We start from the raw sequence: 23,857 nt of genomic DNA on the forward strand, positions 1-23,857 counted from the left end.
GTTGTTAAATATGTTTTTTGTACAAATGTCCGGATTCCCGGGGTCTGGCAAGTCAACGCTTTCTCGACAAATTGCCAAGAGAACAGGGGCAGTCATAATAGATCATGACATTGTAAAATCTTCGCTATTAACGTCATTTGAGGAAATTTCAATTGAGAAAAAGCTTATTGGTAAGATTGCCTATAATGTTGATTGGTCTTTAGTGGAATTTCATTTATCACAAGGACAAAATGTCATTTTAGATAGTCCTTGCCTTTATCAGGAAATGGTGGAGCAAGGTATAAAATTGTCAAAAAAGTATAATGCCACTTACAAATACGTTGAGTGTTATCTGAACGATTTTCAAGAAATTAATAATAGATTAAAAAGTCGAAATAGAATGGTTAGTCAAATTGAAGCGGTCAGCTCAGAAGAAACATTTAAATTTACCATTGAAAATAGTAAGAAACCAAATAAAGGGTCATATATAGTTGTAGATACGAAGCAACCTTTAGTGAGATACATAGATCATGTGATTGGTTTTATCAAGGAGTAAGCCATACTGAGATCTGCAAATTGTGGAGGTGTTGTATTGAAACGCGTAAGTTCGAAAATAGGAATTTTAATTTTGTTTAGTGTTACTCTTTTAACTGCCTGCATACAAAAGGATTATGTGTTTTTTGGTGAAAGTGAAAATTGGAGAGTCCAATATACAGTGACAGATGATAGTGGCTGCAACGCTACTAAAGGCTATATAAAATATCTGGGTAATGATCCGATGCCAGAGCAATTGGAGTTTAGTGTTGATAATACAGAAGGAGCCTCCATTTCTTTAGATGAAAATGGTATGTTTTTTCTGCCATATGGCTGTTCGAATGCAACGGAAGGATCAGAACTTAAAGCGAATATAGAGTGGAACAATCAATCGGAAACAATCCAATTACCTTTAAAATGATAGTTGTAATAGATGCCTTTTCAAGTAACCACCCCGAAAGTTAAATGTTCGATTTAACTTTCGGGGTGTATCTTTTAAAGGAAGTTGATTACTTTGTATTGGTAAACTTGAAGCTTGTCTTTCGTTCCTTCTCATCCCAAATGAGATGGGCGTTGAAGATTTTACCGCCTTTTTTAAATCCTTTGATTAAATCGGTTTCGCCGGAAGCTAATAATTTTTTCAGGTTCGTTTGCGTTATCGTTTTTCCGAGAATTTTTTTGGAAACCGAGAATTTACAGTTGGCTTTTTTATAATTTGAACAACCGTAAAAAGTACCGTGGTCAACAATGGAGCCATCACAAAGTATGCATTTCCCGACAACTGTTTTTTCTTTCTTATATTTTTTAGTATAGGGATTGTTTTCAGTAATCTTCTCCACATCGTGTTGATTGAATGCCCATTCTTTTTCCCGCTCGCCGGCATCTGCTATCAATTTATCTGCCAGTTTTTTTACCTGTTCCATAAATACTTGGGGAGATGCGTTCCCTTCACCAATTTCAGAAAGTCGTTGCTCCCATTTCGCTGTCATGGACGCGGACGTTAAAATGCTTTCTCCCAGTGCCTCAATGAGCAGCATTCCTTTCGTCGTTGCAAACACCTGGTTTTTCCTCACTTCGATGTAGTTCCGGTCTTTCAGTGTGCCGATAATACCAGCGCGCGTAGCTTCCGTACCTAATCCTTCTGTTTTCGATAATACCTTCTCCAGTTCCACATCTTCCAAATGTTTGCCTGCGGTTTTCATGACTGTAATGAGATTACCTTCCGAATAGCGGTTTGGCGGCTGGGTTTCACCTTTCTTGACATTCGCTTTTACAACCGTCCCTTGTTCATTTTCCTGAAGAAGGGGGAGCAGTTCATCTTTGTCGGCATTATCTTTCGAATGATGAATTACTTTGCGCCAACCTTCCTCCAGCAGCACTTTCCCTTTGGAAATGAATTCCGCGCGCTGATCGACAATTGAGTGAATTGTCGTATAGGAGAATACGGCATTATTGTAATGAGCCGCAATCACCTGCCTTGCTACTAAATCATAAATTTTTGCTTCCTCCGCACTAAGCTTTGCCATATTCGGAACTTGCTCGGTAATGATAATAGCATGGTGATCGGTTACCTTTTTTTCATTGACAAATCTTTTGTTGTTCAGAAGGGAAGTTACCGGTGGCGGTAACAGATTTTTATATTGCTCCAACTTGCCTAACTGTCCAAGAATCGCCGGTAATGTTTTTGCTTCCTCGTTCGTCAGAAATTGTGAATCCGATCTTGGATAGGAAACGACGCCTTTCAAATAGAGCTTCTGTAAAATATCGAGCGTCATTTGCGGTGAAAATTTAAAAGCTTTGTTTGCTGTTGCCTGTAGCGCAGACAAATTGAACAAAAGGGGAGGTGCATATTCCTTCTTTTCTTTTTTAATATTTGTAATTTCCACGTTTTTATTGAGGCAAAAGTTGGCTGCAGCAATTGCCTGACGTTCCTCGAGAAGTCTTGTCACGTTGTTTTTATGCCATTTCGCTTTGAGTATTTTGCCGTTAAAATTAAATTCTGCTTCCACTTCCCAAAAAGGTTCAGGTTTAAAGTTCGCAATCTCATGCTCCCGTTTTACAATGAGCGCCAATGTCGGTGTTTGTACTCTTCCTATTGAGAAAACATCTTTTACTCCATTTCGTTTAAGCAGCACCGTGTACAATCTGGACGTATTAATACCGATCAGCCAATCGGCACAGGAGCGGCTCATTGCTTCAAAATAAATATTTCTCGTTTTCTCTTCCGGCAGTAAATTGGCAAAACCATTTTTCACCGCATTTTCCGTTAACGAAGAGATCCATAAACGTTTCATTGGTTTATTCACACCGCATACTTTTAAAATGGTGCGTATAATGAGTTCACCTTCACGCCCTGCATCCCCGCCGATGATAACTTCCCGAATATCCGGTCTTTTCACAAGTGATTTAATAATATTGAACTGCTTATATTTTGCCTTTGTAACCTTGTATTCGAAACGGTCCGGAATGATCGGCAATGTTTCCAATGTCCATTTCTTCCATGAGGCGTTGTATTCTTCCGGGGCCTTCAATTCACATAGATGACCGATCGCCCATGTAATGAGCGCACCTTCCGGAAAGTACGTGTTTGGCTTAACTTCAAAATACCCGGCCTTTTTAGTAAATGAAAATGGGGCAGCCAATTTTGCTGCCTGATCTGGTTTTTCTGCAATTACTATTTTCATATATCCTTCTCCTACTAATAATAATTACAAATCCTATAGTAATAATTATAGAGTAATTTACAGCAGAATGGGGGATGAAACAATTTTCGTTGCGAAGGATTGTGAGGGGAATTGTTTCACTATTTTGTCACTTCTTTAGCCTAACAGAGATAATTATTTTTTATTGTAAAAATGTTATAAATTTGAACAAATAAATATCATTTTTTATGAAAATCTCATATAATATATTGACAAAATGACGAATTATTCGTATTTTGACTAAATAGATTAATGAATTTACTGAATAGTCTTGACTGAAATAGGATAAATTTGTACACTGTGTAAAGTCAAATGTTTTTTCGGTGAGTACAAACATCAATTTTGAGAGTAAGGATATGATGAGATGATAGTATGTAAATTTGGCGGCACATCTGTCGCGAGTGCAGAACAAATCAAAAAAGTAGCAAGCATTGTGAAGTCTAATCCTGAAAGAAAGATTGTCGCTGTTTCGGCGCCTGGTAAGCGTTCAAGTGATGATATTAAAGTGACGGATTTATTAATAGATTTAGCAAACACCGTAATTAATAAAGGCGATGTTGAAGCAAAAATTAAAGCTGTAGTAGACCGTTACCGTAATATCGCTGAAGATCTTGGTTTAGACAATACAATTTCCGATATTATTGAACAGGATATACGCGGGCGTGTGACAGAAAATTGGTCAAACAAAGACTTATTCTTAGATAATATAAAAGCAAGCGGTGAAGATAACAACGCAAAACTGATTGCGTGTTATTTTAATGCAATTGGCATGCCTGCAAAATATATAAGTCCAAAAGATAAGCTGATTTTAAATGACTTTCCGGAACGTACGTATGCACTGCCGGAAGCATACGAAAACTTGAGTGTATTGAAAAATACAGAGGAGATTATCATTTTCCCTGGATTCTTCGGTTATACAAAGGCAGGCATTTTACGTACATTTGACCGTGGCGGATCTGATATTACTGGTTCCATTTTGGCATCTGCCGTTGGGGCAAAGCTATATGAAAACTTTACGGATGTGGACTGTGTATTCGCTGCAAACCCTAAAGTCGTAAATGATCCAGTCGATATTAAAGAAATTACGTATCGCGAAATGCGTGAATTATCGTACGCAGGTTTTTCCGTATTCCATGATGAGGCATTGATGCCGGTCTATAAACAAGGTATTCCGGTCAATATTAAAAACACAAATAACCCGTCTGCATCAGGCACGTTGATTTTACCAACGCGTCCTGCAACAAATCGCCCGGTTACAGGGATTTCGGCGGACAGCGGTTTTTCAATATTATATGTATCAAAATATTTAATGAATCGGGAAGTTGGCTTTGGCCGCAAGCTTCTTCAAATTATTGAAGAAGAAAATATTTCCTATGAGCATACACCATCTGGTTTAGACGATATTTCAGTTATTATGCGTTCAAGCCAGCTGACACCTGAAAATGAAGAACGTATTGTAAGACGCGTTAAAAATGAACTATGTGCAGATGATGTTCAGTTCAGCCATAACTTTTCAATGATTGTCATTGTCGGGGAAGGTATGCGCCATAATACAGGCTTGGCTGCTCGAGCTGCAACGGCAATCTCTGCAACAGGTGCGAATATTGAAATGATTAATCAAGGTTCTTCGGAAGTTAGTCTTGTGTTTGGTGTTCGTTCAGAATTTGAAGATCAAATTTTAAAGGGACTTTATGAAGAGTTTTTTGCAACAATTACTTCGTTTTAGATAATATTTAGTCGAATCCACATTGGGTTCGGCTTTTTTCTTTGGAATTTTGGGTAATGTAATAAAAAAGCCATAGAATAGAGGGATAAGTACATAAAAATGAGGGGGAGACAAAATGAAAATAGAAATTTTTTCTGATTTCGCTTGTCCGTTTTGTTATATTGCGAAAACGAAGTTATTCCAAGCTATTAAACAGTTAAATTTAGATGAGGAAACGGAAGTTGTTTACAGGGCATTCGAGCTAAATCCTAAAGCTTCAAAATCGGAAACAATATCATATGTCGATACGATCTTTAAAAAGAAAAATAATGATCTGCGTAAAACGGAAGAATTTATGGAAGCGTTGGAAATGCATGCAAAGGAGGCAGGTGTCCTATTCAACATTGATAAGGTAGTGCTGGCCAATACAAAAAATGCCCATCGCTTATGTAAGCTGGCTAAGCTTTATGAAAAAGAATTGGAGTTTGTAAATATTGTGATGGAAAAATTCTTTTCGGAAGGACTAAATTTAAACAACACGGAAGCACTGTTGGCCATTTGTGAACAAATTGGCATCGACCGGAACATGGCACAAAAAATAATAAAGGAACAACAATTCACGGAAGAGTTAATGTTGGATCGCTATGAGGCCCAGCAACTGCAAATATCAAGTGTTCCTTTTTTCGTATTTGAAGACCATTACGGAATCAGAGGGGTTGAACCAATAGAGGTATTTACCAATACATTGCTTCAAACGAAGGAATATATGAAAAAAAATCAAAAATAGAGATAGAGTTTACTAGTTGGAGGAAGTCTTGTGGAAAGAATAAAACGAGTTATTAAACTGATTTTCAGAAATTTATATTATTACCGAGTCGATTATATACGGACATTTGCGATTTTGCGTATTGTGCAGGCATTTATTTTACTGCCGCTCATCTGGCTCATAACAGCTATTGTCATGGATATTACAGGGGTGCAGGTCATAACGCAGGACAGTATCCTTTACTTACTGACAAATCCTTTTGCGTTATTTGGAATAGGAATTATTCTTTTTATTGGAATTGTATTCATTTATTATGAATTAGGATTTTTAATATTACTTGCCTACTATCAGCAGCGCGCGATTCCATATACATGGAAAGAACTATTAAAACGATTAAATCAGAAGGTTGTCTATTTTGTTAGTTTGCAGACATTACTGATTGTCGTTTATCTACTGTTATTAATTCCGCTTATTTCTTCCTTATTGCCAGTTTCATTGATTCAAAATATCAATGTACCAAGCTTTATTATAGATGAACTTTTAAATTCACGTAATGGCACGATTCTATATGTTGTGCTAATAATTATAATGAGTTTTATAAGCTTACGATTTATTTTTACATGGCCATTTTTTACGGTTTACCAAGAGCTTACAATTTTTAAGGCTTTAAAAATGAGCTGGCAGTTTTCGAAAAGAAAACTACTCGAGACAATCGGGATGATCGGCCTTATTGTTCTTGTTAATTTAACGCTTTTATTATTCGCGTTATTCATAATATTGACACCGTTATTTATCATCGAAAAAATTAAACCGGATTGGGGCCTTGTTACTGCAAGCTTTACATTGACACTTGCACAGGGCGTTATCATCCTGTTTTTCACTATATTGCAAGTGTTCTTTACCCAGTTACTTGTTATGGTAGCATTTCAGTTAACACGTCACAAACCATTAATCGTTCAGGAGGAACCATTTAGACAAACAATTCGTCAGTGGACCTTTATCATTGTCGTATTCGCTTTTTTCCTTGTGAGCGGTATTAATTTAATCAGTTTGGAAAAGACGATTTACGAACCGGATACAAACATCATTTCCCATCGAGGTTTTATGGATGGCGGTGTGGAGAACACCTTGAATGCGATTGAGGCGGCAAAAGAGGCCGAGGCAGATATGGTGGAAATCGATATTCAGCAAACGAAGGATGGGGATTTTGTCGTTCATCACGATAAAACTTTATCACGTTTGTCAGGTGAAGATGATATCATCTATGATTTAACACTGAATGAATTAGTCACAACAACTGTTTTGGCGGATGGTTTCAGCGACACGATTGCTTCTTTTGAGGAAGTGCTTGAAATGAGTCATGATTTAAATATAAAATTGCTTATTGAGTTGAAAACACATGGTTTTGAAACAGAAGACTTTCTACAGCGCTTTGTGGATCTGCTTGATGAATATGATGCCTTGGATTATCATTATGTTCAATCACCTGATATACCGACAATGGAAATGCTTGAAGACATGGAACCCCGGATTCATACCGGGCATATATACTCTATCGCATACGGTAAGTTACCGGAATCCAATGCGGACTTTATTTCAGTAGAGCAGTCCTTTGCGACGAAAAATATTCAGAAGCAGGTTGAGGATCGCGGCATGGAATTGTTCGTCTGGACGATAAATGATGAAGCGGATATGCAGAAATTTTATGAGAAAAATGTAAATGGCGTTATTACCGACCATCCGGATGAAGCACTTTCAAAACGTGAAAAATTTGATGAAAAGCAAAATTTTATACAAAGGATACTCAACAAAATTAAGATTATTTATTAAGGGGAAATCAATGCAGACTTATACGTACGAAGTATTAGGGGATATAAAATCTACGGAACAGCGGCCAGTTTACAATGAGTCCGGAGAGCAGGTCCTGAAAGTTCAACGCATATATGATAATGGGTTGAAAAAACTGCTGGACGGCTATTTCGATCACCGCTATTTTTTAAAATATGCGGTGCTTCGTAATGATGGACAACCAGTCTTCGAAGTGAAGAAGATTTTCAGACGTGGGAAAGTGTGGTTTGAAGGAAAAGATCTTGTTCTAAACGAAAAATATATTATTAATTATGAAAACTGGCGTATTGGTGTTCCGGAACTATTTATTTCAAACGAAAAATTTAAAATGAAAATCGATAAAGAAATGGAAGACTGGTCCAACTTTATTATTAATGATGAGGTTATCGCAAGGTGGCTTGCTGTTTATGATGAACAATCGGATTTGTTTTCGGTTAAGCTCGTTATTTGGGAAGAAGCGCCTGTACAGGACCCGGCATTTTACATTGCAATTGCGCAGGCGACACTATTTATTGGAGTATAGGAGAATAAAAGATGAATGTTGTATTTGTATTAACAGAAACGGCTGAAGAAGTATTGCAAATGGTCAGTCAAGATGTGGCGGGACTGCTTGCTGCCGTCAAGGGCGAAAGCGTTTCGTTTCCGTTTGGCAGCTACCAGTATGACAGCCACACACTGGATCATTATTTACTGGAAAATGGTACATACCAGCAAGAACTGGTCATTTATTTAAAGCCGGAGCAGAAAAAGAATGAGACGATTTTGCCGTTAACAAAAATGCAGGATGAACGTAGCTGATTGGCATCAATTTTGTATACGTTTCGCCTAAATAAAGGAAATTAAATTCACTTGTCGAATGTATTGATTGAATACATATTGGCAGGTGAATTTTTTGCGTCAGCTAAATTTATTTGATCTGGAGTTTGAACAGTATCAGCCGAAATTTCAAGTAATGGATACTGTGAAGATCATCTTAATCGATGAACATTTAGATAGTGAAACCTACCATTATCGCAAATTTTATGAAGCTCATATTATTGATAAGGTAGGGGAAGTTACGAACATTCACATAAGTACATCTGGTGTCATTACCTATGAAGTGGATCTATACGGAGCAAAATATTATTTGCTTGAAGAGGAACTTGTTTAAAAAGGAATTTAAAAAGGAGAAGAGGCCGGGATATAAGTAGAATTATTGCTAAATAAAAGGAAAGCCTTTATTAAGAAATGGATATATTGCAAAATTGATTGGAATGGAGGGCGAGTGTAGCTGACGGCTACGCCTTTCGCTACAAGCAAAGCTTCCTGCGGGAATAGCGTGACGCCTGAGACTTGGAACAAAAGCTAAGAACGCCACGTCCTGTGGCAACGCTTTTGTGACCAACATCCTGTTGGCCTCACGCCCGCGGAAAGCGTCCCGGAATGGAAATCAATTTTAACGCTCAGCCAAAAAAAAGCTATTTTTCTCTCAGAGAAAAATAGCTTTTTTGGATTATGTCCTGGCCTCTTCTTTATTTATTTTTCCGTTCTAGTTTCATACCGATAATACGGATGACGATGCCGAATAGGATAAATACCCATCCGATGCCGATAAATACATAATTTAATGTTTGGTTAGTATTAGGCAGGACGCCAAACAAACCTAAACAAACGACAATAATGCCGGAAAATGATATTAGCATTCCTGCTGTTACAATATTCACGAACTTCACCTCTGAAAGATTCTATCATGACTCACTTTCGAACACAATCTCTCCTAACTACTTGGGTAAAAAGGAATATTTTTATTTAAAAGACAATATATTGAAACTATTGCCAATATTTTGGCGTATAATAGAGAGAAAACAAAGGAGGAATTAAAATGAAAAAATGGACAACCACTCTAGGCATGTCGATTGTTTCTCTAGGATTGCTTGCCAGTCCTGCTCTTGCAGAGGCATCTATTAACCCGAAAGATGAAAGGGTGCCCATCTATGTTGCGATGACAGACGAAAGTGTCACAAAAGAACAGCTGATTCAGATTTTAAAGACGAAATTACCGGAGATGTTTGCTACATACTCTAACAGTGATTTCCAAATGACATCGATGAGCTATCATTATGCAGACGATTTGACGACACGTTATGAGCTAACATTCCAGAAAAAAGTTAACAAACAAATGGAGGGCGGTAGTGTATCATTCAGATCGGACAATCTTGAAATAGAGTACTTATATTTCAATCCTGCAAGTATGAAGGATGCATTATTCCCAGGGAAAATAACGGAAGAGCAAGGACGTAAAATTGCAGAAGATTTCGTTAAGAAAGTTGCGTCGTCTTCCAATTATGTATTATCAAATGAAACACCTAGTTATTACAGCCGTCTCATAACGGATCCAATTACGTATAACTACAGCTTCACTTCAACTGAAAAAGATATTCCAATTCAGGATCAGTCGATGGTAGTAAGTGTACTTGGCGATGGCAAAATCCAGTATTTCACACAAGTGAGTCCGGAACAAAAACGGATGTCATTTGAAGAGGCGACAAATGTAGTTTCTAAAGAAGCCGCTTTAGAAAAGATGAAGGATCAACTAAATTTAACTTTGCAATATTCGATTGATTATATGTCGATGTCTTCCAAACCTTCTGTAAAACTTGTATACTTGCCAGCGCCAAATGTCATTGGATTACATGCAACATCAAATAAATGGGCAACAACTACAGGTAAGATGGATTCTTTAAATAACAAGTTAGCGTTACAACCGCTTGCTCCAAAACAATTAAAAGAACCATCACCAATTACTATTGACGATGCTAAAGAAATCGCAAAACAGTTAGTAGAGAGCCAGGGGAATACAACTAAATTCACGATTGACCATGCCTATGAACATGAAATGAATGACCAGGCAGTAATCAGTGTTTCATATTCTTACCGCTACCGAAACGGTTCATTCGGTTCTTCGATCGAGTTCAATAAAAATACCGGGGAACTTATTTCATACTCTGATTTCTATAGTCCAATGCCGTTTGAAGATGATGAAACGGAAAACTCAGTACCAAGATTGGATAAGGATAAAGTTTTAGCAGCAGCTGAAAAGTATGTGAAGGAACTTGCTCCGACATCTGTACATGAATATGCTAAGGCAAATACAGAACCCGTTTATGATAAAGAATCGAAAGTGCATTATGTGAATTTCCCGCGAATTAAAAACGGACTGATTGTAAATGGTGACAGTCTTTCGGTAACAATCGATGATGAAGGGAAATTAAAATCATTCTACCGCTATCCATTAGAAATTGAGGAATGGCCGGATGCTGCTGCATCAGTTTCAAGTGAAGAGGCGAAAAAGCTGTTTGCTGATGCACTGGATGTTAAGCTTGTTTACCACAGACTGCAAAATGAAGACGGAAAATACGAACTCGTATATGTGCCGACAGTGAAGGGACAAGAGTACTATCAAATCGATGTGAACAGCGGTGAAGTTTTCAGTCCATATGCTCAAACTGAAAAAGCGAAAGTTACTCACCCGACTGCCGAAAAGGAACTGAACTATTTAATCCAGGCAGGTGCGATTGAGGTAAATGATCCGAAAAGTTTCAATGCGGATACAGCCATTTCTCAAGGGCAGGCATTACAAACAATAATAAAATCCATCACTTATTTCTATGAAGATTATTATGCATACCGTCAGGAGCAGCCACCTGTTTCATTTGAAGATATTAATCCGGAACATCCTTACTATAATGTAGTGGAAACGGCAACACGTCTAGGTATCTTAAATCCGCTTGAAGATGAATTGAACATCGACCAAAAAGTAACAAATGAACAATTAGCCGTTTGGTACATCCGTACACTTGGTCTTGAACAAGCAGCAAAGCATCCTGATATTTATCAGTTAAAGATTAAAGATGCAGCTGATGTGGATCCGGAAAAAATCGGCTATGTAGCGATTTCACACGTGTTAGGACTTCAAGGTACTGATCAATCAATGTTCCTGCCGAAAAAAGAAGTGACATATGCACAACTTGCAAAATCCATTATTGAGCTTGCATACGAAATTGCAGAAAAGCGAAACAGCGGCTCATATTACTACTAAGCACTTTTATACTTCTAAACTCGTGAAGTTTTTAAACACTTCACGGGTTTTTTAATATTTTTTAATAAAATAAGGAATATACGTTCTCTTTTGTGTAATCGTTAGTGGTTTAACTGTACCAACTTGTGATAAAATAATTTAAAGTGCTAAACTGAAAAAAATCGCGATAATTTTTTTGAAACGTTGTAAGATAGTACAAGTAACGAATCAATAATGGAAGTTGGGAAAAGAATGCAAAAAAATAAATACCGAATTCATAGTAATGTTCTTTTTGAAATTGCGCAAAGCCGTTCATTTACAGAAAAGGACAATATCGATGAACGCTTTGATGAAGAGGGAAAAATTAAATTACTAAGTGACCGTGCTGGAGCGGACTTATCACTTTCTATTGTAAAAACTGAAGATGGAATCGCCTATTCAGTGAAATGGGACGACTCTGAAGAAGTTTTCAAAGGTTGGAACATGGCATGGGAAGAATTTATTTGGTGCTTAGGTGTTGTCAATAAACCACTTGAAGAAGCGGCAAAGAAAGCAGCTGAAGAAGCAAAACGTCGTGCAGCTGAAGAAGCATTACTGGCAGAAGAAAATGCAGAACTTGAAGAAGCTGTAACTGAGGAAACTGTATCAGAAGAAGCTTCAACTGAAGAATCATCTAAATAATCAAAAACGCCTTCGCAATATAATTGCAGAAGGCGTTTTTGATTGTAATTCATTTGGTGAAAAAAACATCCACCCTCCATATAAGAGGAAGTGGATGTTTTACAATGCTTATTTATCTGAACTGACAATCGCATAGCGTTCCCATTTTCGGCTACGCCAGCGGAAAATAACGAGTATTGCACGGATCCATTCATCACATGCAATAGCCAGCCATACACCGACAAGACCTAAATCAAGAACAAAGACAAATAAATAACCTAGCGATAAGCCGATCAAAATCATGGAAACGAATCCAATACGCACAGGGTAAGCGGCATCCCCGGAAGCACGCAATGAATTGATGATTGTAATGTTAACCGTACGTCCTGTTTCCAGTAAAATACTTAATAGTAATACACTGGCCCCAATTTTAATAATTTCTTCATTACTAGTGAATAGGCCCATCAATGATTCTCTGAAGAGAATAATAATTGCAACCATTGATAATGTAAAAATCAGTGCCGATTTTACACCAAACCATACTTTATTATAGGCCAACTCTTTATCACCAGCTCCGACATACCGTCCAACTAAAATAGCAGTTGCCATCCCGATTGCCATGGCGAAAAGATAAGTAAACATCGATATATTCACGGCATACTGACGGGCAGACAATGCCTCGGCCCCTATAAAGGTTACATAATAGAGAAGGACAATTTGATTTGTCTGGTAAAGCACCTGTTCCAATGCTGAGGGTATCCCGATTTTTAATATTTTGGAAATATAGTTTTTAGACAATCGATAGTAATCCGCCCACTCGATACGAACTTCTAACGCCTGGTATAAGAGCCAGAAAAAAACAGCCGCAGCAAGCACACGACTAATAATAGAAGAAATCGCTGCACCTTCCACACCTAGTTCCGGCATCCCGAATTTCCCAAAAATTAAAATATAGTTTAAAACGACGTGCACAATATTCATTGCAAGCGAAACGTACATTGTTTGTTTCGTCCAGCCTTGTACACGAATAATGGAAGACATAGAAGTAATTAAAGCCTGAACGAATATAAATCCTCCGACAATGACTAAATAGCTTTGCGCTGCTTCCAATACAGCACCTTGCAGGTTCATCATCTTCATTAAAACATCTGAAAACAATAAAAATAACCCGCTGATGACTAAACCGACGAGCAAATTGAGTGTTACCGATAAAGCAGCAATTTGTGATGCTTCAGCAATTAGTCGTGATCCTAAATATTGTGAAACAACAATGGAAGCACCTGTACCGATAACCCCCAGTAATAAAATTGCAATTTGTATATATTGATTGGCTGTTCCTACACCGGCTACTGCATCATCCGACACAGCACTTAACATAAAAGTATCCGCTAATCCCATTAGCATAAATAGGAACAACTCTAAAAATAATGGCCATGTTAACTTAAATAAACTTAATTCTTTCGTGCCTTTTTCCAATCAGTTCACTCTTTCTATTGTTAAAATCAAAACAAAAAATATATTAGCATAAATTGTTACTATAGGATAGTTTTTTACTCATACGTTTAAAAAGGGTAAAAAGTCATTAGAAATTTGTTGAAATGAAGTTATATTTAGTCAAATAGTTAAGTTTATTCAGAAATTTGTAATATGTTATCGACACAATTCGACTTTTTGTTATCGAATTGTAATATAGGTGGTATGTAGTTGTCATGTTACTGAAATATAGAAAGGTTATGCTAGTTCATGTTGAATCAAAAAGATTTTTCACGACACTTTTTCTGGAGGGAAATATTCAAGTATGATCAAGAAAGTAGTAGCATTTATTGCGGTTATGGTCGCAAGCACATTTATTTTTGTAGGAACGTCAGAGGCAGCTTCACATACAATCAAAAAAGGCGAGAATTTAACAATGCTTGCGAAGAAATATGATACATCAGTAAAAGAACTCATGGCATTGAATGATTTAAAGACTTCAAAAGTACAAGTAAAACAAGTCCTTAAACTACCAAGCCATATTAAAAATAAACCAGCAGTAAAGAAAACAACAGTAAAAAAATCCGCTACACATCCAAGTAATGTGAAAAAAACAATTAAGATGTCAGCAACGGCCTATACGGCAAGTTGCAAAGGATGTTCAGGTATTACGAAAACAGGGTTAAATTTACGTAAAAACCCTAGTTTGAAGGTGATAGCCGTTGATCCGAAAATCATTCCACTTGGTTCGAAAGTATGGGTGGAAGGCTATGGAATAGCAGTTGCCGGTGATATTGGCAGTGCCATAAAAGGAAAAAAAATTGACGTCTTTATTAGTAAAAAGGCGACAGCTAAAAACTGGGGACGAAAAACTGTTACTGTAAAAATCCTAAAATCATAAAACAAAGCCTATTGCGAGGGAATGATACTTTCTCACAATAGGTTTTTTCATTTTACGTTATAATAAATAGAGATATTACGAAAGGAATGGAAATGTGAAATGTTCTTTTATGAGACTACTTGCCGGTATTGCCGGAAATCATTCAAATTGATGGAAGGCACTAAAAACTATCAGCAATTTAAAGTAAATCGACAAGCCAGCGTTAGTTGTGATGATTGTGAACGGCGGATCGAAGCAGATTCCAGGAAATATTTGTTCAACCGTGATTAGGGAGCACCCATCATTTTTCTTATTTGGCGAAGTTCCCGAATTAATTTATCGATTTCATTTTGCATTTGCTTAAAATCAGATTCATTACCTTTATCATTGGATGGTTGCTGTCCATTTTGTTCCTCAAGCAGCTTTAACGCGATACCGGCAGAAATCATACCCAATACATCGCCGATTGTAGTGACAGCAGCACCTGCATAGGCAAGTCTGGCAGCAATTATCTCCAAAGAGGGTGTAGCATCCATTTCACTTTTCAAATGTATTCCTCCTATTCTAAGGCAAATCCCTTACCTTATGTATATACGCTTGAAAAGTTTTCATTATATGTTTTATTGTGAGTTGATACAAAAAAGGAGTTGGTTAATTATGGAGGGCAAAAAAGTAGAAATAAAATGTAGAAACTGTCAGGAACAAATGACAATTGATTTTTCTTCCGATCGCTTTTCATCGCAAATACAAATATTTAACGGGAAAAAACAACAGAAAAGAACATATATTAAGGAATGCCCGCATTGCCATACAATCAACTCTGTCACGAGCGATAAAAAAGAGGAGTGGGGCAATCGAAAAGGCCCTAATTTTAAGCTGTTTATGTTTTCCGGGGTGTTTGGCTGCTTAGGATTTATCATAATTGGTCTCCTTTTTCTTTATTTTGCGTTTAAAGGATTCGGTTTTGTTGTAGATTGGTTATTTAATTAAGGAAAGAATCAACTTTCGTGCTATAATAAAGAGCTTGTGGAGGTGTAGTTAATGTCAAAAAAATGGACAATCCATTCAATTCGTGAATATGTTGAAAAGAATACAGATACAAAATTATTATCAACTGAATTTAAAGGTTTTTCACAAAAGTTAGATTTCCAATGTGCGTGCGGGAACACATTCCAAAAACCTTGGAAAAAATTCAAAGAAAATAAACAGCAAAAATGTGAAGTGTGCCAGCCACCAAAAGAATCACGCTAATCAAATATCTATGTAACATCAAAAAACGCTATTTTTCTCTGAGAGAAAAATAGCGTTTCTTTGCTGAGCGTTAAAATTGATTTCCATTCCGGGACGCTTTCCGCGGACGTGAGGCCAATAGGATGTTGGTCACAAAAGCGTTGCCACAGGACGTGGCGTTCTTAGCTTTTGTTCCTAGTCTCAGGCGTCACGCTATTCCCGCAGGAAGCTTTGCTTGTAGCGAAAGGCGTAGCCGTCAGCTACACTCGCCCTCCATTCCAATCAATTTTGCAAAAAATCCGTTTCTTAATAAAGGATTTCCTATTATTTAACGGTCTTTCTACCTATGTCCCAGCCACTTTGATCATATTGGCTTTAACTACGGCTAATAATGGATAAATTCAGTTCATTATACAGTTCGTAAAAACTTTTTTGTTCGGTATTTTCAGCAGAACCAATATACATTAAACTGCTTTTAAATTGTTTATTATTCAATAGTACATCCTGAAATTTATCGGTTGTAATCAGTAAAAACTTTTGTTCACTGTAAGGGTAAATAATAAGCTGATTGTTGGCTGATTCACTATCAATCAGATTAAATAACTTTGTGAAATTCATATGACTTTTTAGCTCTAATTTGTACATGGAAATAAGATTATTTTCATTGATGTGCTTTGCAAAAAAAGTGTCCGCAAGCTGATAAAACTGCTTAGAGTTATAAATCAGAACATTTTGAGAAGTATTCAGTTCAGCAGGTATATAGGATTTATGTCGTTCAATTACTTGCTCGCATAGGGTCATTAAATCGCCGTATAGCAAGCTCGCCTCAGGATGCTTCCTGATAATCCGATAGAAGTGTCTTGCTAAAAACGAAGTATACATAATTTCATTTGATTCGTTAAATTTTTTTAACAATGAAGACATTGCAAAAACGGCCATTTCGTAATTTTGCTTTAAGAAGTTTGTACTTGCCTGAATGGAATGGACAAAGACAACTTCCGCATCGTTTTTACAATGTTCAATATACCAGTTGAACTGGTCTATATATTTATGGGCTTCTTCAAAACTACCAATTTCCAAGAGGGCAGTAACGAGCTGTAGCTGTGCATTGCATTCGTAAAATAATCGGTCCTCTTTCATTTCCAAAGCATAGAAGTATGCACTCTTTGCATATTGAACCGCTTCCAGGTTGTTGTTATTTTCAAGTGCATGGATGCTTAATAAATAGTGGCACATAGACAAATTTTGAGGGAAAGAATCCGTATCGATCGTGTGAATGATCGAGTTGATCAGCATATCGCTTTGTGGAATGGAAGAAACGATCGAAGCAAAATTAACACAGCATACTAACGCTTCTGACAAATGTTCCGGGTTTTTAGATCGTTCTATGATGGCCAAAATAAATTGAAGCTGTTCAAATGCTTCATCAAACTGTTTGTTAGCATAGAAAGTTTTAAATTGCTTTATGCTCAGTGTTAATGAACGTTCGATCAATCGCAATTCGTTGTTTAAACTATGTTGTACTGATGTCTCGCAACTTGTATGCATTGTTAAAACTCCTTTTGATGGATTAAATAATACCGATTTGTGCGATCAATAGTATCTTTTATCAATTGACTGAAGTAAGAGCCAACAAAAATATGTTCTTTTAATCGTTTAAGAAATTGATTATGAATATAATTGATAGTCTGACTGGATGGGGATTCAATGTGATTGTTTTCGTAAAAGTTTATTAATTCCAATGGTAATTCGGGTTCGAAACCGCTTTCTTCAATAAGACTTTGGATTGTCTGCTTTAATTTACTTTTTAATAGAACAGAAAATAATAAACAGATTAAAGGATCATTGCTTTTTCTCTTTTTAAATCTTTGCAGCTCGTATTGCTTAATGATTATTTCATGAAGATATGACTGAAAAGGATAGTGAAAACGTATATTATCATCCGATATTAATTGGTCATCATCCATAGTTAAATATGTATACAGATTATAAACAAATTGGTAATAAAAATTATAATTTTGATTATAATCTTCTAATTGAATGTCCAGAGACGGGTTGTTTGACAAAAGTTGCTGAAATTCTGAATATTTACCTTCAGGAACAAAATAATAGTTGTGGAAATTCAATGAATATCAGCCTTTCTAATATGAAAATTATTACATTATAAATTGTACAGAAACTTTAACAGTATATCAAACTTATCTATCCGCTAATTACATAAAAAAAGAGCTAACATAGAAAATTAGCTCAAATTCGAAGAGAAATTTATTATTCAGTTATTGCTTCTGTTTCCAGCTTTACTTTTTTCAGTTCAGGGTGAGCCATTTCTAAAATCGAAGGGCGTAATAATAATAGAACAATACCAATTAAAATTAGTCCGCTGACGATTAAGATATACTGAGCCGGAATGAACTCGTATAAAATACCAAATACAAGTGTCCCGACAGGCATAGCACTCATTGCCATCATTTCGATAATCCCAAAAACACGCCCCCGGTACTCCTCTTCAATTGAAGTTTGCATCAACACACCAAGCGGCGTATTTGTGATGACACCCAATGCTCCGAATAAAAACATGATGATTAAATAATAGATGAAATTCATCATTGCCGAAAATGTGATCATAAGCGGCAGGGCCGATAAAATGACGACAACAGAAGAGGCAAAAACAGATCGTTTAACAGTAAGTAATGGGAATTTGACGGTTGCTCTTGATGCGAAATAAACGGATGTGATTAAAACGCCGATTGCACCACCAGCTTCTGTAAAACCGATATACTTTGGATCTAACTTCAAAATCGTCAATAAAATATAATCTCCGCCAACATTGATGGCAGTGAAAAATAAGTTTAGCCAAAGTGCAGTCCATAAAATGGCTTTAATAATCGGTTTTGAATTGACATAGCGAAAGCCGGCTATGAAGCTTTCAAACATTGATTCTTTTTCCGCATTTTCTTTAACGCTTACTTTCTTATAAAGAACAAAATTCATTGTAGATTCCAACATAAGTGTTATGACAGAAGCTGCGATAAAGATAATCAGGAACATTTCCATCGAAACAAAACCAAACAACATCCCACCGAAAATCGGTCCGCCAATACCTGAAATAGAATAGGACAACTGATTAAAACTCATTGCCTTCTGAAGTCGAGCTTCATCGACAAGATTGGCAATTGAAGCTGAAAATGCGACTCCTGAAAATGTACTGAAAATACTATTGAATACTGTAGCGATATATATGGCGATTAAAGATAATCCAAATTCATGTGTGTAGAGCAATAAGCCGCTAACTGTAAGTATTACGCCGGCTTGCCCGCTGAGTACAAGCCACTTCCTTGGTAAACGATCCCCTAATAGACCTGCAATCGGTGACATGATTGTGCGCGGCAAGTAGCTTAAAATAATATTTGTCGCAAAACTAAGCGAAGAACCTGTCATCGATAAAATATACATACTGATACCAAAGCTGTAGACATGTGACCCGAGCGCACCAATCATTTTGCTTATTAGAAACGTGTATAAATGATACGTTGCTCTTTTTAATTTCTGCTGTTCACTCATAAACAAAACCCCTTTGTTTAATTTAATTAAACTTATTATATGGTGTGGGATTTTGAAATACAATCCAAAAGTTTAATTTAATTAAAAATATTTTAAGGTGTTAGAATTTATTTTGTGTGAAATGTTTAATCAGGTTAAAATATTAGCCTTTTGTATGATTTTTGGTAAACTGTATTTAATGAGGTGACGACGTGTTGAATATTGGTGCCAAAATAAAAGAACTAAGAAAAGAGCGCAAGATGACGCTTGCCCAAGTAGCGGGAGATCGAATTACAAAAGGGATGCTCAGTCTGATTGAAAACGGAAAGGCACAGCCATCAATGGAAAGCCTTCAACATATTGCAAGTCAGCTCGGCATCGACGTATCCGAGCTCATGCAAACCGAAAATCATCAGCAAATAAAAGATTTATACCGGGATGTTGAAATAAAACGTTTAGCACTCAATAAAGAGCATGATGATAAAAAAGTAAATGAAAAAGTGCTCGAACTGTATCATTTAATCCATCCATTTTATGAGAATGGCAGCCTTAAAGGGGCAACTTTTGAGGAAGTGCGCATTTACGAAGTGTATTTAACAATGCGCTACTTTGCGAAAATGGATTTATCCGAAAAGCCATTTGCCAAGTTAATCAAAATGTATGAGCAAGTCCATGGCTATTCGAAAATATTGAAGATTTATGCCCGGATGGGGAATATTAAGTTTATGGAAAAAGATTATGCTGCAGGTCTGCACTATTTACATGAAGGGGAAAAGTATATCGAGAAATATGGGGATCTGATAGACGACCTTGAAAAACTGGATTTATACTATAATATTACGGTTTCCTATGCAGCGCTGAATGATGATGTTCAAATGGAAGTTTATTTGGAAAGAGCTTTAAAATTAGCAAAAGAAAAGAAAATCGTTTATAGGTTAAATGATTTTTACCGCTTTTTGTTTTTCATTCACTGTTCAAAAGAAGAAGGGGAGAAGGCTTCCTATTATTTAAAGAAAATCCGGGCATTTGCAGAAATTATGGAAGATCCGACTGAAACGCTCATGGAGCAGCTTGTAACGCTTCTCTATACAAATCAAATCGAAAAAGATTACAAAAAAACGGTTGCGACCCAATTTGAAACTAGTTTTGCACCAGAGGGCTTTTCATACAGCACGGACATTTTCTTTAGTGGGCAATATGGCTATGCCTATTACATGCTTGGGCAGTATGAAAAAGCATTGCAAACATTAAAGGACATCGAAATATTGGAATACAATCAACATCCGATTGATTTATCGATGATGTACCGTACATTTGCTGTTAGGGCTTTATGTTACTTCAAACTGGGAGATAAGGAAAATGCGAAACGTGATATTTTATATGCAATGGATGGTGTAAAAGGTTTAAAAGTCACAAGAGAAATCCAGTTCATTATCGATGCATATGAAGAAATCATATAATAATAAGAAGACACGGATAATCATAAAGATTTCCGTGTTTTTCTTTACTCTTAGTTAAAATTACTCCATTTGCTTCAAAATATATTCCACACCATATTCATCTACAAGAGTTCTAATCATTAAATTGAATGAATAAATTAGTAGAGTGAGTTCAATTTTTGTGAGATGGAGGAATGAAGATGATCAAACGAGTAAATCCAGAATTTTTAGCCGGTTTAGAAGCATTTACAGACTTTGATTTTAAAGTAGAGCACTTGGAAACGATGCGTGAAGGTATGGCTCAGGCGGTATTGCCGTTAACGAGCACTGATACAGTGAATATTATTAATAAAACCATAACTGGCATTGATGACAATGAAATTCGTGTTCGTATTTATAAACCAGCTCACCAGGAACAGGAATTACCTGTTTTATTGTGGATTCATGGCGGAGGTTACGTACTGGGCAGCATTGAAGACAATGATCACCTTTGTGTACAAGTTGTCGAGACAGCAAACTGTGTCGTTGTTTCCGTAGATTACCGTTTAGCCCCGGAATATCCATATCCTGCACCGCTTGAAGATTGCTACAGTGCGCTTGCATGGATTGCGGACAATGCTGCAGAACTGCAAGTGGACAAGAACCGTATCGGTGTAGCGGGTGCAAGTGCCGGTGGTGGTTTGACAGCTGGTTTAACTTTACTGGCACGTGATCGTGAATATCCTTCAATTTGTTTCCAGATGCCACTTTACCCGATGATTAACGATAGCAACGATACACCTTCTGCTAACGAAATTACGGAAGGCATGATTTGGAACCAAAAAACGAATGATTTTGGCTGGAAATGTTATTTAGGTGAATTACACGGTCACGATGAAGTACCGATTTATGCAGCACCGGCAAGGGCAGAAGATTATCGCAATCTTCCATATACGTATACATGTGTTGGTCAATTGGATCCTTTCCGTGACGAAACTATTACGTATGTAACTAAACTGGCACAGGCAGGGGTTGATGTGGAATTTCACTTATATCCCGGCGCATACCATGGCTTTGAATCACTGAACCCACAGTCCGAACTTGCTCAGAAAGTAATTAAAGAATATGTAAATGCGATTAAAGTAGGCTTTGACCGCGTGAAAGCGACTACTGACCAAGTGGAAGAAGTAAAATAAATTTATTAAGAATGATTTCCGCATCGGATTTCATTCTTTTTTATGTGGGTAAAGTGGGAATGTCTTTAAGTTGAAAATAATTGCATATATCTGCTGTACATATGTTTGTGATAAATGTATAAGCATGGTATAAGTGTAAATGAATTTTAATCCGGGGTTCCAAACATTAAAGGAAGTGAATGTATGTCAAAAATTTTAATTATAGAGGATACGGAAACGATAAGAGAAGAATTGAAAACCTTTTTAAACACATATGGATTTGATACAAAAGCACCGACAAACTTTGAACATATTATTCAGGAAACACTAAACGAAGCACCGGATCTTATATTGCTGGACATCAACCTTCCCATTTTTGATGGTTACTATATTTGCAGAGAAATAAGGAAGCAATCGGATGTGCCGATTATAGTCGTGACGAGCAGGGACAACGAGATGGATGAACTGATGAGTATGAATTTAGGCGCGGATGATTTTGTCACAAAACCATATAACACTCAAATTCTTTTGGCAAGAATCGAAACCATACTAAGAAGAGTCCAGGGGTCAAGCATACGGGATACCCTTGTTTATAATGATTTAAAGCTCAATTTATCCAACGGGTCTGTTACTTATCAAGGGGAGAAGGCAGAGCTCACGAAAAATGAGATTAAAATATTATCCTGCCTATATAAAAACAAAGGGAAAATCGTCTCAAGGGATGATCTTATGGATTTTATGTGGAACGCAGATGTTTTTGTAGATGATAATAATTTATCGGTCAATGTTACGAGATTAAGAAAAAAACTCGAAGCATTAGGTATGGAAAAAAACATTGAAACGAGACGCGGGTTAGGATATATACTTCCATGACACTTAAAGAATATGTTAAAGACAGAACAGTTTTCCTGCTCACTAATTTCGTATTATTTATCATTGTTGGCGGCATTATGATGCTTGTCGGGATAAATAGTCAAACAGTCTTTCTTATTTTCTGTATTTGGTTTTGTCCTCTTATCTTATATATGTTGATTGAATATTTTAAGCAAAAAGCTTTTTATGATGAGTTAACTAGTATTACAGAGAACTTAGATCAGAAATATTTGCTGCCGGAAGTCATGAAAGAGCCGGAAACTGTGGAAGGCAAGGCATTGTATGAGGTATTGCGTCAGGCAAATAAAGATATGCATGAGCATGTGAAAAGTTTTCGGGACCGGGAAAACGAGTATAGGGAATATATTGAAACTTGGATTCATGAAATTAAAACACCCATTGCCTCCACAAGGCTGATCATTGAAAATAATCAAAACGACGTGACACGAAATATTCAAGAGGAAATTAAGAAGATTGAAGAATATATCGAGCAGGTTCTCTATTATTCAAGAAGTAATAATGTGAGCAAGGATTATCTTATTAAAGAGGTACCTTTAGTTGACCTTGTAAGAAAAGTTATAAAGAGAAATTCAAGAGACTTTATTAGTAAAGGGATTTCAGTTAACCTTGAAAAAGTTGAAGGGACCGTTTTCAGTGATGCGAAATGGCTGGAATTTATCCTGAATCAGCTGATCGGGAATGCCATTAAGTATATCCGTGAACGAAATGGAAAGGTAAACATCCATACGGTCCGAAACGAACATAATATTGTTCTGACGATCGAGGACAACGGGATTGGCATTACAGAAAAGGATATCCACCGGGTTTTTGAAAAAGGGTTTACCGGGGAAAATGGAAGGCAATTCGGGAAGTCCACCGGTATCGGTCTTTATTTATGCAAAAAACTAGCAGATCAGCTTGGCTTAGGTCTTACGATCACATCAAAGGCGGGGGAAGGAACAAAGGTGAGTATTATTTTTCCTTTAACGAATGTAAACTTCATGCAGTAATGCAACA

General features: G+C 36.7%; 23 protein-coding genes. 17 read left to right on the forward strand and 6 right to left on the reverse strand.

Features of this window, described 5'->3' with window-relative positions; all coding sequences use genetic code 11:
* Positions 1-10 precede the first annotated feature (10 nt).
* Both MKY27_RS06735 and MKY27_RS06740 read left to right on the forward strand, forming a co-directional pair.
* Positions 11-535, forward strand: coding sequence for an AAA family ATPase (locus tag MKY27_RS06735; protein WP_339198831.1), 525 nt, complete (start codon positions 11-13; stop codon positions 533-535).
* A 36-nt stretch (positions 536-571) separates the two neighbouring features.
* Positions 572-934 carry a hypothetical protein gene (locus tag MKY27_RS06740; RefSeq protein ID WP_339198835.1) on the forward strand — a complete coding sequence of 121 codons (363 nt, stop codon included), beginning with the start codon at positions 572-574 and terminating at the stop codon, positions 932-934.
* 88 nt (positions 935-1,022) lie between these two features.
* Here MKY27_RS06740 and MKY27_RS06745 read toward each other — a convergent pair whose 3' ends face one another.
* Positions 1,023-3,197, reverse strand: a complete 2,175-nt coding sequence (locus MKY27_RS06745; protein ID WP_339198838.1) for a DNA topoisomerase III — start codon at positions 3,195-3,197, stop codon at positions 1,023-1,025.
* Between the two features lie 382 nt (positions 3,198-3,579).
* Here MKY27_RS06745 and MKY27_RS06750 point away from each other — a divergent pair, with 382 nt between their 5' ends.
* The 6 genes from MKY27_RS06750 (at position 3,580) to MKY27_RS06775 (ending at position 8,684) form a co-directional block, all read left to right on the forward strand.
* Positions 3,580-4,941 carry an aspartate kinase gene (locus tag MKY27_RS06750; RefSeq protein WP_339198841.1) on the forward strand — a complete coding sequence of 454 codons (1,362 nt, stop codon included), beginning with the start codon at positions 3,580-3,582 and terminating at the stop codon, positions 4,939-4,941.
* A gap of 115 nt (positions 4,942-5,056) precedes the next feature.
* The gene (locus tag MKY27_RS06755; protein ID WP_339198843.1) at positions 5,057-5,707 is read left to right on the forward strand and encodes a DsbA family oxidoreductase; all 651 of its coding nucleotides are present in this window, start codon (positions 5,057-5,059) and stop codon (positions 5,705-5,707) included.
* A gap of 30 nt (positions 5,708-5,737) precedes the next feature.
* Positions 5,738-7,516, forward strand: a complete 1,779-nt coding sequence (locus MKY27_RS06760; RefSeq protein WP_339198845.1) for a glycerophosphoryl diester phosphodiesterase membrane domain-containing protein — start codon at positions 5,738-5,740, stop codon at positions 7,514-7,516.
* 10 nt (positions 7,517-7,526) lie between these two features.
* A complete protein-coding gene (locus tag MKY27_RS06765; RefSeq protein WP_339198848.1) occupies positions 7,527-8,057 on the forward strand; it encodes a peptide ABC transporter ATPase in 531 nt (176 codons plus the stop codon).
* An 11-nt stretch (positions 8,058-8,068) separates the two neighbouring features.
* The gene (locus MKY27_RS06770; RefSeq protein ID WP_339198851.1) at positions 8,069-8,332 is read left to right on the forward strand and encodes a thymidylate synthase; all 264 of its coding nucleotides are present in this window, start codon (positions 8,069-8,071) and stop codon (positions 8,330-8,332) included.
* Between the two features lie 85 nt (positions 8,333-8,417).
* Positions 8,418-8,684 carry a hypothetical protein gene (locus MKY27_RS06775; RefSeq protein ID WP_339199651.1) on the forward strand — a complete coding sequence of 89 codons (267 nt, stop codon included), beginning with the start codon at positions 8,418-8,420 and terminating at the stop codon, positions 8,682-8,684.
* A gap of 361 nt (positions 8,685-9,045) precedes the next feature.
* Here MKY27_RS06775 and MKY27_RS06780 read toward each other — a convergent pair whose 3' ends face one another.
* On the reverse strand, positions 9,046-9,237 hold the full coding sequence (locus tag MKY27_RS06780) for a hypothetical protein (protein WP_339176046.1): 192 nt from the start codon (positions 9,235-9,237) through the stop codon (positions 9,046-9,048).
* A 158-nt stretch (positions 9,238-9,395) separates the two neighbouring features.
* Here MKY27_RS06780 and MKY27_RS06785 point away from each other — a divergent pair, with 158 nt between their 5' ends.
* Complete coding sequence (locus tag MKY27_RS06785; RefSeq protein ID WP_339198854.1) at positions 9,396-11,612, forward strand: YcdB/YcdC domain-containing protein; 2,217 nt, start codon at positions 9,396-9,398, stop codon at positions 11,610-11,612.
* Positions 11,613-11,843: 231 nt separating this feature from the next.
* On the forward strand, positions 11,844-12,272 hold the full coding sequence (locus MKY27_RS06790; protein WP_339176048.1) for a homoserine dehydrogenase: 429 nt from the start codon (positions 11,844-11,846) through the stop codon (positions 12,270-12,272).
* Positions 12,273-12,380: 108 nt separating this feature from the next.
* Here the strand turns inward: MKY27_RS06790 and MKY27_RS06795 are convergent, their stop codons facing one another.
* Positions 12,381-13,727, reverse strand: coding sequence for an MATE family efflux transporter (locus MKY27_RS06795; protein ID WP_339176049.1), 1,347 nt, complete (start codon positions 13,725-13,727; stop codon positions 12,381-12,383).
* 322 nt (positions 13,728-14,049) lie between these two features.
* On the opposite strand from MKY27_RS06795, the gene MKY27_RS06800 reads away from it, so the two are divergent.
* A complete protein-coding gene (locus MKY27_RS06800) occupies positions 14,050-14,625 on the forward strand; it encodes a 3D domain-containing protein (protein ID WP_339198857.1) in 576 nt (191 codons plus the stop codon).
* 266 nt (positions 14,626-14,891) lie between these two features.
* Here MKY27_RS06800 and MKY27_RS06805 read toward each other — a convergent pair whose 3' ends face one another.
* Positions 14,892-15,152: a hypothetical protein gene (locus MKY27_RS06805; protein ID WP_339176051.1), complete on the reverse strand. Its 261-nt coding sequence runs from the start codon at positions 15,150-15,152 to the stop codon at positions 14,892-14,894.
* A gap of 109 nt (positions 15,153-15,261) precedes the next feature.
* Between MKY27_RS06805 and MKY27_RS06810 the strand changes: the two genes are divergently transcribed.
* Both MKY27_RS06810 and MKY27_RS06815 read left to right on the forward strand, forming a co-directional pair.
* Positions 15,262-15,594: a redox protein gene (locus MKY27_RS06810; protein ID WP_339198860.1), complete on the forward strand. Its 333-nt coding sequence runs from the start codon at positions 15,262-15,264 to the stop codon at positions 15,592-15,594.
* A gap of 51 nt (positions 15,595-15,645) precedes the next feature.
* Positions 15,646-15,855 (forward strand): hypothetical protein, encoded by a 210-nt coding sequence (locus MKY27_RS06815; protein WP_241368462.1) that lies wholly within the window; start codon positions 15,646-15,648, stop codon positions 15,853-15,855.
* Between the two features lie 354 nt (positions 15,856-16,209).
* Here MKY27_RS06815 and MKY27_RS06820 read toward each other — a convergent pair whose 3' ends face one another.
* Together MKY27_RS06820 and MKY27_RS06825 are read right to left on the reverse strand one after the other, a co-directional pair.
* Complete coding sequence (locus MKY27_RS06820; RefSeq protein WP_339198862.1) at positions 16,210-17,382, reverse strand: hypothetical protein; 1,173 nt, start codon at positions 17,380-17,382, stop codon at positions 16,210-16,212.
* Positions 17,383-18,102: 720 nt separating this feature from the next.
* Complete coding sequence (locus MKY27_RS06825) at positions 18,103-19,395, reverse strand: MFS transporter (protein WP_339198865.1); 1,293 nt, start codon at positions 19,393-19,395, stop codon at positions 18,103-18,105.
* Between the two features lie 191 nt (positions 19,396-19,586).
* On the opposite strand from MKY27_RS06825, the gene MKY27_RS06830 reads away from it, so the two are divergent.
* The 4 genes from MKY27_RS06830 (at position 19,587) to MKY27_RS06845 (ending at position 23,850) form a co-directional block, all read left to right on the forward strand.
* Complete coding sequence (locus MKY27_RS06830) at positions 19,587-20,834, forward strand: helix-turn-helix domain-containing protein (protein WP_339198867.1); 1,248 nt, start codon at positions 19,587-19,589, stop codon at positions 20,832-20,834.
* A 179-nt stretch (positions 20,835-21,013) separates the two neighbouring features.
* The gene (locus MKY27_RS06835) at positions 21,014-21,988 is read left to right on the forward strand and encodes an alpha/beta hydrolase (RefSeq protein WP_339198870.1); all 975 of its coding nucleotides are present in this window, start codon (positions 21,014-21,016) and stop codon (positions 21,986-21,988) included.
* A 183-nt stretch (positions 21,989-22,171) separates the two neighbouring features.
* A complete protein-coding gene (locus tag MKY27_RS06840) occupies positions 22,172-22,840 on the forward strand; it encodes a response regulator transcription factor (RefSeq protein ID WP_339198872.1) in 669 nt (222 codons plus the stop codon).
* On the forward strand, positions 22,837-23,850 hold the full coding sequence (locus MKY27_RS06845; RefSeq protein WP_339198874.1) for a sensor histidine kinase: 1,014 nt from the start codon (positions 22,837-22,839) through the stop codon (positions 23,848-23,850). Before MKY27_RS06840 ends, MKY27_RS06845 begins: the two co-directional genes overlap by 4 nt.
* Positions 23,851-23,857 lie beyond the last annotated feature (7 nt).

Source organism: Solibacillus sp. FSL R5-0449 (assembly GCF_037975215.1).
Lineage (GTDB): Bacteria > Bacillota > Bacilli > Bacillales_A > Planococcaceae > Solibacillus.

Coding starts and splice junctions, on each gene's coding strand:
- MKY27_RS06735 (WP_339198831.1), top strand. CDS start 11: ATGTTTTTTGTACAAATGTCCGGATTCCCGGGGTCTGGCAAGTCAACG.
- MKY27_RS06835 (WP_339198870.1), top strand. CDS start 21,014: ATGATCAAACGAGTAAATCCAGAATTTTTAGCCGGTTTAGAAGCATTT.
- MKY27_RS06840 (WP_339198872.1), top strand. CDS start 22,172: ATGTCAAAAATTTTAATTATAGAGGATACGGAAACGATAAGAGAAGAA.
- MKY27_RS06765 (WP_339198848.1), top strand. CDS start 7,527: ATGCAGACTTATACGTACGAAGTATTAGGGGATATAAAATCTACGGAA.
- MKY27_RS06790 (WP_339176048.1), top strand. CDS start 11,844: ATGCAAAAAAATAAATACCGAATTCATAGTAATGTTCTTTTTGAAATT.
- MKY27_RS06750 (WP_339198841.1), top strand. CDS start 3,580: ATGATAGTATGTAAATTTGGCGGCACATCTGTCGCGAGTGCAGAACAA.
- MKY27_RS06785 (WP_339198854.1), top strand. CDS start 9,396: ATGAAAAAATGGACAACCACTCTAGGCATGTCGATTGTTTCTCTAGGA.
- MKY27_RS06815 (WP_241368462.1), top strand. CDS start 15,646: ATGTCAAAAAAATGGACAATCCATTCAATTCGTGAATATGTTGAAAAG.
- MKY27_RS06820 (WP_339198862.1), bottom strand. CDS start 17,382: ATGCATACAAGTTGCGAGACATCAGTACAACATAGTTTAAACAACGAA.
- MKY27_RS06755 (WP_339198843.1), top strand. CDS start 5,057: ATGAAAATAGAAATTTTTTCTGATTTCGCTTGTCCGTTTTGTTATATT.
- MKY27_RS06770 (WP_339198851.1), top strand. CDS start 8,069: ATGAATGTTGTATTTGTATTAACAGAAACGGCTGAAGAAGTATTGCAA.
- MKY27_RS06825 (WP_339198865.1), bottom strand. CDS start 19,395: ATGAGTGAACAGCAGAAATTAAAAAGAGCAACGTATCATTTATACACG.
- MKY27_RS06745 (WP_339198838.1), bottom strand. CDS start 3,197: ATGAAAATAGTAATTGCAGAAAAACCAGATCAGGCAGCAAAATTGGCT.
- MKY27_RS06800 (WP_339198857.1), top strand. CDS start 14,050: ATGATCAAGAAAGTAGTAGCATTTATTGCGGTTATGGTCGCAAGCACA.
- MKY27_RS06845 (WP_339198874.1), top strand. CDS start 22,837: ATGACACTTAAAGAATATGTTAAAGACAGAACAGTTTTCCTGCTCACT.
- MKY27_RS06810 (WP_339198860.1), top strand. CDS start 15,262: ATGGAGGGCAAAAAAGTAGAAATAAAATGTAGAAACTGTCAGGAACAA.